The organism is Amycolatopsis keratiniphila subsp. keratiniphila, from assembly GCF_001620365.2.
GTDB lineage: Bacteria > Actinomycetota > Actinomycetes > Mycobacteriales > Pseudonocardiaceae > Amycolatopsis > Amycolatopsis keratiniphila.
This window is the reverse complement of record NZ_LQMT02000003.1, coordinates 98,146-113,453: the sequence shown is the minus strand read 5'-3', so window position 1 is coordinate 113,453 and position 15,308 is coordinate 98,146. Positions and strand designations below refer to the sequence as shown.

Here is a 15,308-nt window from a genome sequence, read left to right as displayed (position 1 = left end):
GGAACGTCCCGTTCATAGCACGCCAGGGCGGGGTCTAGAGGCGGACCAAGGGCAGCCAGCGGGCCAGATCGGCCCTGCTCCCGGAGGCGGTGACCCGCCCCGATTCGACGGCTTCGGCCCACCCGAGCAGCCCGGTCGCCAGTTCCAGCCAGGTACGCGGATCCGTTTCGACGACGTTCGGCGGAGTCCCGCGGGTATGGCTCAATCCTTCGACACACTGCACAGCCGCGAACGGCGGCACCCGCACTTCGACACTCTTCCCCGGGGCGTCCCCGGCCAGCGTCCGCAGGCTCAGCCGCACCGCCGCGGCCAGCTCGGGACGGGCCGGATCCGGACCGGATCCGCTCAACCAGGGGGAAATCGCCGCGATCGCGGCTCGTAACTCAGCGGGGTCGACCGTACGCGAAGAGGCCATGGGAGAACAGTAGAGTGAGCGCGAACGAACCTTCAGGCACCCGGAACGTGGGGATGGCGATGGCGCAGCGGGACGAGGCGGATCGGTTGGCGTCGAGCCCGGCGGGCAAGAAGAAGCCGAAGATCACCGAAGAGATGCGCGCCAACGCCAAGGCCAACCCGAACAGCTGGCTTTACGTCATCGACGAGGCCTTCGATCCCGACGGCCCGGTGCCGTCCTGGGCGGTCGTCGGCGCGTACCCGGTGAACGGCGGCGGCGAGATCGTCGAGGACTTCCACCCCAACGATCGCTACCGTCCTTCGCCGAAGGCGCTCGGCTTCCCGGAGCCGCGCAACGAGCTCGAACAGCTCCTCCAGCTGGTGCGCACGAACCACCGCCCGGCCGCCGACCTGCCGCGCGTCATCCTCGACTCGACGCTGTTCGTCTACGCCCTTTCCCCGGTGCAGCGCACGGTGATCGGCTTCCACAACACCGACGGCAAGGTGCTCGTGCCCGCGTACACGGCCAAATCGCTGGTCCCGCGCGAATGGCCGCACGCCCGCGCGGTGCTGGGCCGGGACATGGTGCCGTTGCTCGCCGGGCACCCCGTGACGATCAACCCGCACGACCGGCTCACCGCGATCGTCCCCTCGGAGCACCTCGACAAAGCCCTTTCAGACGAGCGCCGTTAGGGCCCGGTTAACCCACTCGGCCCAATTTTTTCGGCCGGAAAGCAACTCTTTCGGGTGATGTTCGAGTCGCTGATTCCCTTTGTCCGGGGGATCGTGGCGACGTGATGAGTCGCAGAGTGTGTTCGAAAGGCTGGGGGGCCGTCCTCGCGGCGGGGGTTTTGCTGCTCGCGCAGACCCCCGCCGTCGCACGGGAAAGCGGGCCCAGGTACGACGGGGCCGAGGAGCACTACGCCGGTTCCCAGATCGCGCTGCACGAAGGCGTCAACGTGTCGGTGGGGCCGCTGTACGGCGGCGAAGCGCAGACGCTCGGCCACGACGTCAGCGGTCATCAAGGCGACGTCGACTGGCCCGGGGCCGCCAGGACCGGCGCGAAGTTCGTCTACGTGAAGGCGACCGAAGGCACCGGCTTCGTCAATCCCCGGTTTCCCCAGCAGTACAACGGTTCCTACGGCGTCGGCCTGATCCGCGGCGCCTACCACTTCGCGCGCCCCGACATCTCTGACGGCGCGGCGCAGGCGCACTACTTCGTCGACCACGGCGGCGGCTGGTCCGGCGACGGCAAGACGCTGCCGGGCGCGCTCGACGTCGAGTACAACCCGTACGGCGAAACCTGTTACGGCAAGACGCCGGCGCAGATGGTCGCGTGGATGGCGTCGTTCGCCGAGACGTATCTGTGGCGGACCGGGCGGCATCCGGCGATCTACACGTCGACGAGCTGGTGGAAGCGCTGCACCGGCAACAGCAACGTGTTCTGGCAGAACCCGCTGTGGATCGCGCGGTACAACACGGAGATCGGCGAGCTGCCCGCGAGCTGGAAGACCCACACCATCTGGCAGTTCTCGAACAAGGGCAGTCTCCCCGGCGACCAGAACTGGTTCAACGGCACGTTCGATCGCGTGCGTGCGCTGTCGCTCGGCTGAACACCCACCCGAGTGGGCGTTACAAGATCACATAACTCGCCCTACTTGGAAATGAAAATCACCCACGCGTAGTACCAATTTCACGGAAGTTAGTGACAAACCCGGCACTCGTCGTCAACAATCGTGCCCGGACGGCTACCACCTGCAAGGTCGCCGTCCTCAGCGAGGGTTATCCGTGAAGGGATTGTCGTAATGCGCACTTCCCGAAGAATCGCCATCGCCGTCGGCTCCGCGCTGCTCCTGCTCGGCAGCACGGTCCAAGCGTCGGCCGCCCCGTCCCCCGAGATCATGTCGATCGAACAGGATCTCCAGCAGAACGACCACACGATCGGATCGCAGATCCGGCGCGTGGAAGGCGACAACTCCACCCCCGACTCCAAGGCCAAGGCCGCGCAGCCGCAGCCCGAGGCCGGGGTGCTCGCGACCGTCGCGGGCATGGACGTGGCCAGCTACCAGAAGAACGTCGACTGGGCCTACTGGTGGGGGCAGGGCAAGCGCTTCGTGTGGACGAAGGCCACCGAAGGCACGAGCTACAAGAACCCGTACTTCGCCCAGCAGTACAACGGTTCCTACAACCAGGGCTTCATCCGCGGCGCGTACCACTTCGCCCTGCCGAACGTCTCGAGCGGCGCGGCGCAGGCCGACTTCTTCATCAACAACGGCGGCGGCTGGTCCAAGGACGGCAAGACCCTGCCGGGCGCGCTGGACATGGAGTACAACCCGTACGGCGCCACCTGTTACGGCCTGAGCCAGTCCGCCATGGGTTCGTGGATCCGGGCGTTCCACGACCGCTACAAGGCGCGCACCGGCCGCTGGCCCGTCATCTACACCTCGACGAGCTGGTGGAGCACCTGCGTCGGCTCGACGCAGAACTTCGGTGGCACGGTCCCGCTGTGGATCGCGCGATACGCCTCCACCGTCGGCGCGCTGCCCTACGGCTGGGGCTACTACACCGTGTGGCAGTACACCTCCAGCCCGCTCGACCAGAACACCTTCAACGGCGCCTATGACCGCTTGCAGGCACTGGCCAACGGCTGAGCTGCGCATTCCGTGAAGAAACGGCTCCCGGCCTCGGCCGGGAGCCGTTTTGGTACGCGGGGTACCTTCCCCTTGAAAATCCCTGGCACGGGCGGATCCGGAACCAGCGCTGACCGCCGGTCGTCTGATCTCCAGCCTCAGGCCCCAGCACGGAAGGCGAGACCGATGACCTACCCACCCCAGCCAGGCCAGCCCTATGGCCAGGACCCCCAGGGACAGCAGCCGCAGCAGGGTGGCTGGGACCCGAACCAGCAATACGGTCAGCCGCAGCAGTACGGCCAGCAGCAGGGCTGGGACCAGACGCAGCAGTACCAGCAGCAGCCCCAGCAGGGCTGGGATCAGACCCAGCAGTACCCGCAGCAGGGCTGGGACCCGAATCAGCAGGGCTACCAGCAGGGCTTCGGTGGCCCGCCCGCGCCGCCGCCGAAGAGCAAGACCGGACTGATCATCGGGATCGTGATCGGCGTGGTCGTGCTGGTGGCGTTCGGGGTCACCGGGTTCGTCGCGCCGGGCTTCCTGCTGAGCAAGGACGAGCCCGCGGCCGCGCCGCCCCCGTCGTCCGAGCCCGCGCCGACCTCCGCGCCGAAGAGCAGCAGCCCGAAGTCGAGCACGACCAGGACCCCGCGGAGCACCGAAAGCGGTGGCAGCAGCTCCGGCGACCCTCAGGGCGTCAAGGTCATCCAGGACTTCCTCGCCAAGATCTCGTCGGGCGACCGGCAAGGGGCGATCGCCCTGGCCTGTGAGAACCGGCGGTCGAGCATGGGCTCCGTGCTCGACGTCTTCCTTCCGCCGGGCTCCACGGCGGAGGTCAAGCGGACGCAGGGAACCACCAACCTCGTCATGGCCGAGATCACCGGCACGGTCGAAGGTGAGGACGCCAAGGGCACGATGTTCGCGCAGAGCCAGTCCGGTGCCTGGTGCGTCTCCTCGCTGCTGGTCTCCAAGGCCCGATGAAGCGGGTCCTCCGCTCCCCGTTGCTGTGGACGTTCGTCCTCTCGTTCGTCCTGTTGCTCGCGGTCGGCGGCTGGTTGCTGACGGATCCGGCGACCAGCCGCAGTGAGGCGCTGAAGACCGGCGGTGTCGCCGGCGCCGCCATCGTCGCGCTGTACGCGTTGTGGCTCAACGACAGGCGGCGCCGGGTGGAGGAACGGCGGCAGGAGGTCGAGCGGCAACGGCAGGAGCTGGAGCTGCGGCGGGCCGACCAGGACCGGGACCGGATCTCGGACGAACGGTTCGCGAAGGCCGTCGAGCTCCTCGGGCACGACGCCGACCAGGTGCGGGTAGGGGCCCTGCACGCGCTGGCGGGGCTGGCCCGCGGTCGCGAGCTGTACCGGCAGACCGTGCTGGACATCCTGTGCTCGTACCTGCGGCGGCCGTTCGACCATCCACGTTACGAAGGAGAGGCGAAACGTCCGGGGAACAAGCTTCCCGAACGCGGCAAACCTGAGCAGGAACAGGAACTCCAGGTTCGGCAGACCGCCCAGCGGCTCATCGGGGAACTGCTGCCGGCCGCGGATGCCGAGGACGCGCCCGGTTACGACCTCGACCTGACCGGGGCGGTACTGGAGTACTTCGATCTTTCTCAGCGGAAGATCGGCAAGCTGTTGCTCCGCTACGCGGGTCTGTACAGCAGCACCAATTTGTCCGGTTGCGTGTTCCTGGGACCGGTCTACCTGACGGGCGCGGGAACGGCCGAGGAGAAGAAGATCGGCTTCTTCCGGTGCAACGAAGCCAAGTTCGAGCAGCGGGCCTGGTTCAGCGGGGTGCAGTTCAGCGAGGACGCCGAATTCCGCGGGACGGTGTTCGCGGGTGAGACGTCCTTCAAAGACAGCATCTTCGCGAAGGACGCCGTCTTCGCCGACGCCGAGTTCAAAGGGACACTGGACCTGCGCCGCGCGCGGTTCGACGGTTTCGCGGATCTGAGTTTCCGTGAGACACCCGGCACGGTGTCGCTGTACAACACGTCGGTGGAACCGGCGAGGGAGCACGAACTCCCGGCGGACTGGTCCGTCGAAACCCTTCCGGACGGCCGCGCCCGGCTCACGATGAAGGACGCATGAGACGCCTGCTCAAGTCTCCGTTGTTGTGGACGTTGCTGTCGTCGGTCGTGGTGCTCGTGGGGGTCACCGCCTGGCTTCTCACGGATCGCGCGACCAGCCGCGGCGACGCGCTCAAGACCGGCGCGCTGGCGGGCGGGGCGATCGCCGCGCTCTACGGCCTGTGGCTCAACGACCGGCGACGGCGGACCGAAGAGGACCGGCACGAGATCGAGCGCAGCCGGATCTCAGACGAGCGGTTCGCCAAATCGATCGAACTGCTGGGAAACGAGGCCGATCAGGTCCGGGTCGGCGCGATGCATTCACTCGCCGGACTGGCCAGGACCCGTCCAGAGTACCGGCAGACGGTGCTCGACGTGTTGTGCGCCTACCTGCGGCGGCCGTTCGACCATCCGAAGTTCCCGAGCGAGACCAAGTGGGACACGGAAAACAAGGCGGCCGCGGAACGCGAACGGCTGGTCCGGCGCGCGGCCGAGCGGCTGATCCGCGACATCCTTCCCCATGCCGGCACCACCGGGCCGACGCTGGGGCTCAACCTCAGTGACGCCCGGCTCGACAAGCTCGAACTGCTCGGCAGGCGCGTCGGCTGGTTCGGGGCGGATCGTTGCGAGGTGGCGAGCTACGTGGATCTCACCGACGCCCAGATCTCCGGGAAGTTCTCGCTCAAGGACGTGACCATCCACGGGTCACTCGACCTCACGAGGGCGAGCTTCGAACGCAAGGTGTCGCTGGACCATCTCGTCGTGGGGAAGCCCGTCGACTTCAGCGTGGCCACCTTCGCGGAGCCGCCGTCGCTTGAGGGCGCGGAGTTCCCTTCCGGATCGACGCTTCCCGGCTCGTGAGTGTCTTGGGCCCGCCCGCAAGTCCGTGAAGGCCTCCTTCACTACCTTCAGGGTAGGCAAGGAGGCCTTCACGGACGAACTATCAGTCGAAGAGGGCCGGGAGCGTGCGCTCCCACGGCTCCCGAAGCTCGTCCAGCGTGAACTCCGTGATGCCCTGGAGTTCGAGCGAGCCCGACTCCGGGTCCACCACGCCGGTCTTGCGCCACGGCAGGCCGCGCGCGGTCAGCATCTCGGTGAACCGCAGTTCCTCGGTACGCGGCACGGCGACCAGCACCCGGCCCGCGGACTCGGAGAACAGCTGCACGAACGGATCCTGCTCCGAGTCGAGGAAGACGCGGGCGCCGCACTGTCCGATGAGGACGGTCTCGACGAGCGTCTGGATCAGGCCGCCGTCGGAGATGTCGTGCGCGGCGGAGATCATGCCGTCGCGCGAACCGGCGATGAGGATGTCGGCGAGCAGCTTCTCGCGCGCCAGGTCCACGCGAGGCGGGCGGCCGCCGAGGTGGCCGTGCAGTTCGCGCGCCCAGGCGGAGCCGTCCAGCTCGTCGTGGGTCTCACCCAGCAGCAGCAGGGTTTCCCCGGCCTCGGCGCCGATCCCGGTGGGGATGCGGCGGGTGACGTCGTCGATCACGCCGAGCACGCCGACCACCGGGGTCGGCAGGATGGCCACGTCACCGGTCTGGTTGAAGAAGCTGACGTTGCCGCCGGTGACCGGGATGCCGAGTTCGACACAGCCGTCGGCCAGACCGTGCACGGCCTGCTCGAACTGCCACATCACGCCCGGGTCGGTCGGCGCGCCGAAGTTCAGGCAGTCCGAGACCGCGACCGGCTTCGCGCCACTGGTGGCGACGTTGCGGTACGCCTCGGCCAGCGCGAGCTTCGCGCCCTCGTACGGGTCGAGGTAGACGAACTTGCTGTTGCAGTCGGTCGAGACGGCGACACCGCGGCCGGTCGACTCGTCGATCCGGATCACGCCGGAGTCCGACGGCTGCGCGGAAACGGTGTTGCCGCGCACGTAGCGGTCGTACTGGGAGGTCACCCATTCCTTCGACGCCTGGTTCGGCGACGAGATGAGCTTGAGGATGTCGGCGCGCAGTTCGTCCGAAGTGGACGGACGCGGCAGCTTCGCCGAGGTGTCGGCCTGCAGAGCGTCCTGACTGGACGGACGCTGGATCGGGCGGTCGTACACCGGGCCCTGGTGCGCCACCGTGTGCGCCGGGACGTCGACGACGATCTCGTCGTTCCAGGTGATGACCAGGTGCTCGCCGTCGGTGACCTCGCCGATGTCGGTGGCGATGACATCCCACTTCTCGCAGACCTTCATGAACGCCTCGACGTTCTCCGGCGAGACGACCGCGCACATACGCTCCTGCGACTCGCTGGAGAGCACCTCCGCCGGGGTCATCCCGGTGGCGCGCAACGGAACGCGGTCGAGGTAGATGTGCATACCGCCGTCACCGGCGGCCGCGAGCTCCGACGTCGCGCAGGAGAGCCCGGCGCCGCCGAGGTCCTGGATGCCGACGACGAGCTTCTGGGCGAACAGTTCGAGGCAGCACTCGATGAGCACCTTCTCGGTGAAGGGGTCGCCGACCTGGACGCTGGGCAGCTTCTTGCGACCACCCGAGGACTCGTCACCCGAGAAGGTGTCGCTGGCGAGGACGGACACGCCGCCGATGCCGTCGAGGCCGGTGCGCGCGCCGAACAGGATGATCTTGTTGCCCTTGCCCGAGGCGAAGGCCAGGTGCAGGTCCTCGACGCGCATCGCGCCGACGCACAGGGCGTTGACCAGCGGGTTCCCGGAGTAGCTCTGGTCGAACACCAGCTCGCCGCCGATGTTCGGCAGGCCGAGGCAGTTGCCGTAGCCGCCGACGCCGGCGACCACGCCGGGCAGCACGCGGCGGGTGTCGGGGGCGTCCGCCGGGCCGAAGCGCAGCGCGTCCGCCACCGCGAGCGGACGCGCGCCCATCGCCATGATGTCGCGCACGATGCCGCCGACGCCGGTCGCGGCGCCCTGGTACGGCTCCACGTAGGACGGGTGGTTGTGGCTCTCGACCTTGAAGGTGACCGCCCAGCCCTCGCCGATGTCGACGACGCCCGCGTTCTCGCCGATACCGGCGAGCATCTTTTCCTTCATCTCGGGAGTGGCCGTCTCGCCGAAGTAGCGCAGGTGCTTCTTCGAGGACTTGTACGAGCAGTGCTCGCTCCACATCACCGAGTACATCGCCAGTTCGGCGTCGGTCGGACGGCGGCCGAGGATCTCCCGGATCCGGGCGTACTCGTCGTCGGCGAGGCCGAGCTCGACGTACGGCTGGGTCTGCTCGGGGGTCGCCTCGGCGTGTTGAGTGGTGTCAACGGTGCTGGTCACGGTGTCCGCATCAGGGTTCGCCACGGCCTTGAGAATAGGCGAGGGGAATGTTCACCCGTCGGTCGCCCACGCATAAATCGGTCGCGCCCGCGACGGTGATCGGCTTAACGTCGGCAATCGTGCTTTCCGCCACATATCCGCTTCCGCGACTACGCCTGCCCGCCAAGCCGACCGCCTGGCGGTACCTGGTCAGGATGATGCTCGCGCGTCCGGGACTGCTCGCCGTCTCGGCGATCAGCGGTGCGCTGTGGTCGTTGCCGATCGCCCTTCTGCCGGTCGCGATCGGCCGGGGCATCGACGCGATCGGCCGGGGCGACGGCGATTCCGTCTGGCTGTGGGGCCTCGCGGCCGCCGGGCTCGGGATCGCGCAGACGCTCGCGGGCACGGTGCAGCATTTCGCGTCCTACGGCTGCTGGATCCACGGCGCCGGGGTGACGCAGCGCCTCGCCACCGAACACGCGGCGAAGCTGGGCGCGAATCTGCGCGACACGACCACCACGGGTGACGTGGTCGCGATCACCACCAGCGACATCAACCCGATCGGTGACTCCTTCGAGGTGCTCGGGCGGGCGTTCGGTTCGCTGATCGCGTTCATCGTGTGCGCGACGGCGCTGCTGACGACGTCGCCGCTGCTCGGTGTGGTCGCGCTGATCGGTGTCCCGCTGGCGGTGGTGGGCATCGGGCCGCTGCTGAAGCCGCTGGAGAAGCGTCAGACGAAGCAGCGCGAGGAGAAGACCGAGGTCAACGCGCTGGCCGCGGACATCGTCTCCGGCCTGCGGATCCTTCGCGGTGTCGGCGGTGAGAAGCAGTTCCTCGACCGCTTCCGCCGCTCCAGCCAGAAGGTCCGCGCGGCCGGTGTCCAGGTCGGACGCAGCGAAGCGTGGCTCGCGGCCGCGGAGATCGCGCTGCCGGGACTGGTCACGGTGGCCATCACCTGGCTGGGCGCGCAGGCGACGATGAACGGCACCATCCGCGTCGGCGAGCTGATCACGTTCTACGGCATCTCGGTGTTCCTGGTGATCCCGGTGACGACGGCGACCGAGTTCGCGGGCGTGCTGAGCGCCGCGCTGGTTTCGGCGCGGAAGGTGTGCAAACTGCTGTCCACCGAACGCACGCTCGCCGAGCCGGAGCACCCGGTGTCGCTGCCGGAAGGCCCGCTGGACCTGTACGACGAGACGTCCGGGATCAAGGTCGAAGCCGGGAAGCTGACCGTCATCGACGTCGGGGCCGACGCCGAAGCGGTGGCGTCGCGGATGGCGCGGTTCACCGATCCGAGTGAACCTGCTCTCGTCGGCGGCGTTCCGGTGGACCGGGTCGCGCTGGACGAGCTGCGGCGGCGGGTCGTGTTCGCGCACAACCAGGACATCTGGTTCTCCGGTGTGCTGCGCGAACAGGTCAGCCCCACCGAGCCCGGCGGCGTCGAGATCACCGAAGCGCTGTACGCGGCGGACGCCGAGGACATCGTGGACGCGCTGCCCAACGGCGTCGACGAGGTGATCGGTGAACGCGGACGTGAGGTCTCCGGCGGTCAGCGGCAGCGGCTGAACCTGGCCCGCGCGCTGGCGACCGACGCCGACGTCCTGCTGCTCGACGAGCCGACCTCGGCCGTCGACGCGCATACCGAAGCCCGCATAACCGAACGCGTCGCGAAGCTGCGGCGCGGCAAGACCACCGTCGTGTTCAGTCAAAGTCCTTTGTGGACACATGTGGCCGACGAGGTCGTGAGTACGAAAGTACCGGCATGAAAAAGCTGCCGCTGGCAGACAAGAAGGACGTTCGACGATGGATCAGGGAGACCGCGCGCGCCAACAAGCGCGAGTTCTCCGTGATGCTCGGCCTGTTCTGCGTCGCGACCGCGATCGGGCTGGCCGGGCCGCGACTGCTGGGCGCGCTGGTGGACGAGGTCGTCGAAGGCACGACGACCGCCACGATCACCTGGCTGGCGATCGCGTTCGTGGTGGTGCTGGGCGCTCAGGCGTGGTTCAAGGGCCTGGCGCGGCTTCGCGCGAGGGTGTTCGGTGAGCGGATCCTGGCGAAGAACCGCGAGGAGTTCGTCGGGAACGCGCTGAACCTGCCGCTCGGGACGGTCGAGGCCGCGGGCACCGGTGACCTGCTCAGCCGGGCGACCACCGACGTCAGCCGTATCGACCACGCGGTGCGCTTCGGCGCGCCGGAGATCCTGATCGCCGCGGTCACGGTGGTGTTCACCGTGGTGGCGATGGTGATCACGTCCCCGTTCCTGGCGCTGGGCCTGCTGGTCGCGCTGCCGCTGCTGGTGCCGGTGAACATCTGGTACCAGCGGCGGATCCCGGACGTGATGCGGCGGATGCTGGACAAGTGGTCCGAGCTGCAGTCCACCACGCACGAGACCGCGGAGGGCGCGCGGACGGCCGAGGCGCTGAATCTCACCGGCCGCCGGATCCGGACCGGACACGACGGTCTCGACGCGTCGATGCTGGGCGAGCGCAAGGTCCGGGCGCTGCAGATGCGGTGGATCCCGTCGCTGGAGATCAGTTACGTGCTGCCGGTGCCGGTGATGCTCGGGCTGGGCCTGCTCGCCTACTCGAACGGCTGGGAAGGGCTCGGCACGATCACCGCGATGCTGCTGTATTCGCAGGTCATGACGGGTCCGCTGAACGAGGCACTGTTCTGGCTCGCGGATATCCAGGTGGCGGGGGTCTCGCTGCGGCGGCTGCTGGGTGTCCGGCCTGCTGGGTCTTCAGGTGGGACTTCGGAGGCGCCCCGCGGCCAGGACATCGAGGTCCGCGACGTGCGCTTCGGCTACAACGCGGACCGCGAAGTGCTCCACGGGATCGACCTGCGGGTGCCCGCCGGTGAGCGGCTGGCGATCGTCGGGCCGTCCGGGGCGGGCAAGTCGACGCTGGGACGGCTGCTGGCCGGGATGTCGGCGCCGACGTCGGGCTCGGTGCGGATCGGCGGTGCCGAGGTGTCGACGCTGCCGGACGACGTCCTGCGCGGCGAGGTTCTGCTGCTGACGCAGGAGCAGCACGTGTTCGCGGGGACTTTGCGGGACAACCTCACGCTCCCGGCCGGTGACTGGACCGACGAACGGCTGCTGGCCGCGCTGGCCTCGGTCGGCGCGTCGGAGTGGGTCGCGAGCCTGCCGGACGGACTGGACACGAAGGTCGGGGCCGGGGCGGTCGCCGTCCCGGCGGCGATGGCGCAGCAGCTCGCGCTGGCGCGGGTCGTGCTGGCCGATCCGCACACGCTGGTGCTGGACGAGGCGACGTCGCTGCTGGACACGGGTTCGGCGCGGGAGCTGGAGCGGTCGTTGAGCGCGGTGCTCGAAGGGCGCACGGTGATCGCGATCGCGCACCGGCTGCACACGGCGGCCGCGGCGGACCGGGTCGCGGTGATCGAGGGTGGCCGGGTGACCGAGCTGGGCTCCCATGCGGAGCTGCTGGCGGCTGGTGGGCCCTACGCCGCCCTGGTCGCCGCCGCCTCCTGAGATGTCATGAAAGGGTCGTTCAGGACGAAAGATGTCCTGAACGACCCTTTCATGACATTTGGCTCAGGCGGAGACGAGCGCGTCCACGGCGCTGTAGAACATGCCGAGCCCGTCATCCGACGGCCCGGTGAGGGCGTCGATGGCGTGCTCCGGGTGCGGCATGAGCCCGACGACGCGGCCGTTCTCGCTGCGGATCCCGGCGATGTCGTTACGCGAGCCGTTCGGGTTGCCGCCGACGTAGCGGAACACCACGCGGCCCTCACCCTCCAGCTCGTCGAGCGTGTTCTGCTCGGCGACGAAGCAGCCGTCGATGTTCTTCATCGGGATGAGGATCTCGGCACCCTTGTCGTACCGGGTGGTCCACGCGGTCTCGGTGTTCTCGACGCGCAGCCACTGGTCGCGGCAGATGAAGTGCAGGCCCGCGTTGCGGATCATCGCGCCCGGCAGCAGCCCGGCCTCGCACAGGATCTGGAAGCCGTTGCAGATGCCCAGCACCGGCATGCCCTTGTGGGCGGCCTCGATCACCGACGACATCACCGGCGCGAACCGGGCGATGACGCCGGCGCGCAGGTAGTCGCCGTAGGAGAAGCCACCGGGGACGACGACCGCGTCGACACCCTTCAGGTCCTCGTCCGCGTGCCACAGCGGCACGGCCTCGGCGTCGGCGTAGCGGACCGCGCGGGCCGCGTCGCCGTCGTCGAGCGTGCCGGGGAAGGTGATGACCCCGATGCGGGCGCTCACGCGTCCACCCGCTTGATGGTCCACTGCTCGATGACGGGGTTCGCGAGGAAACCTTCGGCGATCTTTTCGAGCGTCGCGTCGTCGACGGAGTCGTCGACCTCGATCTCGAAGTGCTTGCCCTGACGGATCCCGGTGATCCCGGTGAAGCCGAGACGACCGGCCGCGCCGAGCGCGGCTTGGCCCTGCGGGTCGAGGATTTCGGGCTTGGGCATGACGTCGACGACGACTCGGGCCACGGCAGGCTGCTCCTTATTCACGCAGGTCGTGGGTACCGCCCGAGCCTACTTCACTACGGTTGCCGCATGACCTACGGGCAGTACGCACCGCCGAAGAAGTCGAAGACCGGGCTCTGGATCACGCTGGCGCTGGTCTTCGTCCTGATCGCGGGCGGTGTCGCGTTCACCGGCTTCGTGACGCCGGGGTTCTTCAAGACCAAGCCCGACACCACCTCGCGTGCGACGCCCGAGCAGCTGGGCCAGTCGTTCGTGAACGGCGTCGGCGAGGGTCGCGTCAGTCAGCTCTGGTGCCCGATCCGCTCGAAGCGGTCCTACACCTTCGAGCAGATGGCGGCCGTCTCCGAAGGCGCACAGCTGAGCACGCCCACGCATCAGCGTGCGCCGCAGGAGTACTCGGCCGCGTTCACCCTCGGGGGTCAAACCGTCGGGATCGCGATGATCCCCGGCGAGGACGGCTGGTGCGTGCGCGACGCCAAGGTCGGCGGCGAGCCCGAGCCGCTGCCGAGCCTGGAGACGAAGCCGTCGCCCCGACCGGACGTCAAGACCGGGGAAGAGGCGGGGAACAAGTTCGTCGACGCGATCAACGCGCGCGACATCCCGGCGGCGTTGTCCGTGCTGTGCGAGAAGGTGCCGGACACGACCCGCGAGGGCGTGCAGCAGATCATCCACGGTGAGGCGCGGTACACCGTCGACAACGCCGACGTGCTGACCACCGCGAAGCAGACGATCCTGCACCTGTCGGGCGAGGTCGACGGCGTCCGGAACCCCGGCCGCGTCGAGACCGAGGACGACGCCGAGGGCGGCCCCTGCGTGACCTCTTTTTCACCCGACTCCGACTGAGCTCGCACCGATCCTTCGTCTGGGGGATGCTCGGAGCGCGGCGCTGGGCCAAGATGAGCCCATTGGCGGGGCGTCAACACCGGGCGAGCAGCAGGAGGCACCGTGGCCGATCAGGACTCCTTCGACTACGTGATCGTCGGCGCGGGCAGCGCGGGATGCGTACTGGCGAACCGGCTGAGCGAGGATCCGTCGGCGCGGGTGCTCCTGCTCGAAGCGGGTGGCGAGGACGACGCCGACGAGATCCACATCCCCGCCGCGTTCCCCGGTCTGTTCAAGACGAAGTGGGACTGGAACTACGAGACGGTCGAGCAGAAGCACACCGGCCAGTCGCTGTACTGGCCGCGCGGGAAGACGCTCGGCGGCTGCTCGTCGATCAACGCGATGATCTACATCCGCGGCAACCGCGCGGACTACGACGGCTGGCGTGACGGGCACGGCGCCGAGGGCTGGGGTTTCGACGACGTCCTTCCGTACTTCAAACGGGCGGAGGGAAACCAGCGGCTCGGCGGGCCGCTGCACGGCACCGACGGCCCGTTGAACGTCGAGGACCGCCGCTTCACCCACGAACTTTCCCTCGCCTGGGTGGATTCCGCGGTCGCCTGGGGCCTCAAGCGCACCGACGACTTCAACGGGGATTCGCAGGAGGGCGCCGGCGTCTACCAGGTGACCTGCAAGAAGGGCCGCCGCTGGTCGACGGCCGACGCGTACCTGCGGCCGGCGTTGTCACGCCCGAACCTCACCGTGCGGACCAACGCGCAAGCCACCCGCGTCGTCTTCGAAGGCACTCGCGCGGTCGGTGTGTCCTATTTGGACCGAGGTGCCGAGACGACCGTGCGTGCGTCGACCGAGGTTCTGCTGAGTGGTGGCGCGGTGAACTCACCGCAACTGCTGATGCTCTCCGGCGTCGGCCCGGCGGAACACCTGCGGGAGCACGGGATCGACGTCGTGGCCGCGCTTCCGGGGGTCGGCGACAACCTGCACGATCACCCGGCCTGCGGGATCATCTGGTCCACACGCGGCACCACCGACCTGGTGGACGCGGCGACACCCGCCGGCCTGGTGCGCTACCAGCTCACCAAACGCGGCCCGCTGGCTTCGAACATCGGCGAGGCGGGCGCGTTCTTCCCCGCGGCGGACGGGGTTTCGCCGCCGGACATGCAGATCCACGTCGCGCCGACGTTGTTCTACGACAACGGGATGCGCGAGCCGACGGTGCCGGGCTTCACGTCGGCGGCGACCCTCGTGGACGTCGCGAGCCGGGGACGTCTGCGGTTGAAGTCGGGGAATCCCTTGTGGAAACCCGAAATCGATCCGGCTTACTACGCGGAGTCCGTGGACATGGAGAAGATGCTCGCCGGGATGCGCGCGCTGGTGGAGATCGGGAAGTCCGGTCCGCTGGCGCGGTATCTGGACAAGCCGTTCCTGCCGGAGCGGCACGACCTGACCGACGACGAACTGGCCGACTACGTGCGCGAGAAGACGCAGACGCTGTACCACCCGGTGGGGACCTGCTCGATGGGGACGGGCGAGAACGCCGTCGTCGATCCGTCGCTGAAGGTGCGCGGGGTGGAGGGGCTGCGGGTGGTGGACGCTTCGGTGATGCCCGTGGTGCCGCGCGGGAACACGAACGCGCCGACGATCATGGTGGCGGAGAAGGCCGCGGACCTCATCCGGGGCAAGTAGCGCCAAATGTCATGAAAGGGTCGTTCCTGAC

Annotated in this window: 14 protein-coding genes; 10 read left to right on the top strand and 4 right to left on the bottom strand. The window is 68.6% G+C overall.

Translation table 11 applies throughout. From position 1 onward, the window contains the following. Window positions 1–34: 34 nt before the first annotated feature. Window positions 35–415, bottom strand: a complete 381-nt coding sequence (locus tag AVR91_RS01040; protein WP_043848455.1) for a sterol carrier family protein — start codon at window positions 413–415, stop codon at window positions 35–37. Window positions 416–468: 53 nt separating this feature from the next. Between AVR91_RS01040 and AVR91_RS01035 the strand changes: the two genes are divergently transcribed. From AVR91_RS01035 to AVR91_RS01010, 6 genes are all read left to right on the top strand, one after another. After that, window positions 469–1,086, top strand: coding sequence for a type VII secretion system-associated protein (locus AVR91_RS01035; RefSeq protein ID WP_037334719.1), 618 nt, complete (start codon window positions 469–471; stop codon window positions 1,084–1,086). 104 nt (window positions 1,087–1,190) lie between these two features. Beyond that, window positions 1,191–2,006, top strand: a complete 816-nt coding sequence (locus AVR91_RS01030; RefSeq protein ID WP_063275747.1) for a lysozyme — start codon at window positions 1,191–1,193, stop codon at window positions 2,004–2,006. 192 nt (window positions 2,007–2,198) lie between these two features. After that, window positions 2,199–3,044: a lysozyme gene (locus AVR91_RS01025; protein ID WP_063275748.1), complete on the top strand. Its 846-nt coding sequence runs from the start codon at window positions 2,199–2,201 to the stop codon at window positions 3,042–3,044. 165 nt (window positions 3,045–3,209) lie between these two features. Continuing rightward, window positions 3,210–3,998: a hypothetical protein gene (locus tag AVR91_RS01020; RefSeq protein WP_063275749.1), complete on the top strand. Its 789-nt coding sequence runs from the start codon at window positions 3,210–3,212 to the stop codon at window positions 3,996–3,998. Continuing rightward, window positions 3,995–5,104, top strand: coding sequence for a pentapeptide repeat-containing protein (locus AVR91_RS01015; RefSeq protein WP_063275750.1), 1,110 nt, complete (start codon window positions 3,995–3,997; stop codon window positions 5,102–5,104). The genes AVR91_RS01020 and AVR91_RS01015 overlap by 4 nt, the downstream gene beginning before the upstream one ends. Next, window positions 5,101–5,943: a hypothetical protein gene (locus AVR91_RS01010; RefSeq protein ID WP_063275751.1), complete on the top strand. Its 843-nt coding sequence runs from the start codon at window positions 5,101–5,103 to the stop codon at window positions 5,941–5,943. Before AVR91_RS01015 ends, AVR91_RS01010 begins: the two co-directional genes overlap by 4 nt. 82 nt (window positions 5,944–6,025) lie before the next feature. Here the strand turns inward: AVR91_RS01010 and purL are convergent, their stop codons facing one another. Further along, entirely contained in the window at window positions 6,026–8,308 is a 2,283-nt protein-coding gene (gene purL, locus AVR91_RS01005) for a phosphoribosylformylglycinamidine synthase subunit PurL (protein ID WP_143253841.1), read from the bottom strand. Between the two features lie 119 nt (window positions 8,309–8,427). On the opposite strand from purL, the gene AVR91_RS01000 reads away from it, so the two are divergent. Together AVR91_RS01000 and AVR91_RS00995 are read left to right on the top strand one after the other, a co-directional pair. Then, entirely contained in the window at window positions 8,428–10,053 is a 1,626-nt protein-coding gene (locus tag AVR91_RS01000; RefSeq protein ID WP_063275753.1) for an ABC transporter ATP-binding protein, read from the top strand. Beyond that, the gene (locus AVR91_RS00995; RefSeq protein WP_063275754.1) at window positions 10,050–11,777 is read left to right on the top strand and encodes an ABC transporter ATP-binding protein; all 1,728 of its coding nucleotides are present in this window, start codon (window positions 10,050–10,052) and stop codon (window positions 11,775–11,777) included. Before AVR91_RS01000 ends, AVR91_RS00995 begins: the two co-directional genes overlap by 4 nt. 63 nt (window positions 11,778–11,840) lie before the next feature. Here the strand turns inward: AVR91_RS00995 and purQ are convergent, their stop codons facing one another. Continuing rightward, window positions 11,841–12,518: a phosphoribosylformylglycinamidine synthase subunit PurQ gene (gene purQ / locus AVR91_RS00990; protein ID WP_016338043.1), complete on the bottom strand. Its 678-nt coding sequence runs from the start codon at window positions 12,516–12,518 to the stop codon at window positions 11,841–11,843. Beyond that, window positions 12,515–12,754, bottom strand: a complete 240-nt coding sequence (gene purS, locus AVR91_RS00985) for a phosphoribosylformylglycinamidine synthase subunit PurS (protein WP_005152565.1) — start codon at window positions 12,752–12,754, stop codon at window positions 12,515–12,517. Before purS ends, purQ begins: the two co-directional genes overlap by 4 nt. 66 nt (window positions 12,755–12,820) lie before the next feature. On the opposite strand from purS, the gene AVR91_RS00980 reads away from it, so the two are divergent. Further along, window positions 12,821–13,594, top strand: coding sequence for a hypothetical protein (locus AVR91_RS00980; protein ID WP_063275755.1), 774 nt, complete (start codon window positions 12,821–12,823; stop codon window positions 13,592–13,594). Between the two features lie 102 nt (window positions 13,595–13,696). Then, window positions 13,697–15,277: a GMC family oxidoreductase gene (locus tag AVR91_RS00975; RefSeq protein ID WP_063275756.1), complete on the top strand. Its 1,581-nt coding sequence runs from the start codon at window positions 13,697–13,699 to the stop codon at window positions 15,275–15,277. Window positions 15,278–15,308 lie beyond the last annotated feature (31 nt).

Excerpts from the sequence above, each read along its gene's own strand:
- AVR91_RS01040 (WP_043848455.1), bottom strand. The coding sequence starts at position 415 with ATGGCCTCTTCGCGTACGGTCGACCCCGCTGAGTTACGAGCCGCGATC.
- AVR91_RS01035 (WP_037334719.1), top strand. The coding sequence starts at position 469 with ATGGCGATGGCGCAGCGGGACGAGGCGGATCGGTTGGCGTCGAGCCCG.
- AVR91_RS01030 (WP_063275747.1), top strand. The coding sequence starts at position 1,191 with ATGAGTCGCAGAGTGTGTTCGAAAGGCTGGGGGGCCGTCCTCGCGGCG.
- AVR91_RS01025 (WP_063275748.1), top strand. The coding sequence starts at position 2,199 with ATGCGCACTTCCCGAAGAATCGCCATCGCCGTCGGCTCCGCGCTGCTC.
- AVR91_RS01020 (WP_063275749.1), top strand. The coding sequence starts at position 3,210 with ATGACCTACCCACCCCAGCCAGGCCAGCCCTATGGCCAGGACCCCCAG.
- AVR91_RS01015 (WP_063275750.1), top strand. The coding sequence starts at position 3,995 with ATGAAGCGGGTCCTCCGCTCCCCGTTGCTGTGGACGTTCGTCCTCTCG.
- AVR91_RS01010 (WP_063275751.1), top strand. The coding sequence starts at position 5,101 with ATGAGACGCCTGCTCAAGTCTCCGTTGTTGTGGACGTTGCTGTCGTCG.
- AVR91_RS00995 (WP_063275754.1), top strand. The coding sequence starts at position 10,050 with ATGAAAAAGCTGCCGCTGGCAGACAAGAAGGACGTTCGACGATGGATC.
- AVR91_RS00980 (WP_063275755.1), top strand. The coding sequence starts at position 12,821 with ATGACCTACGGGCAGTACGCACCGCCGAAGAAGTCGAAGACCGGGCTC.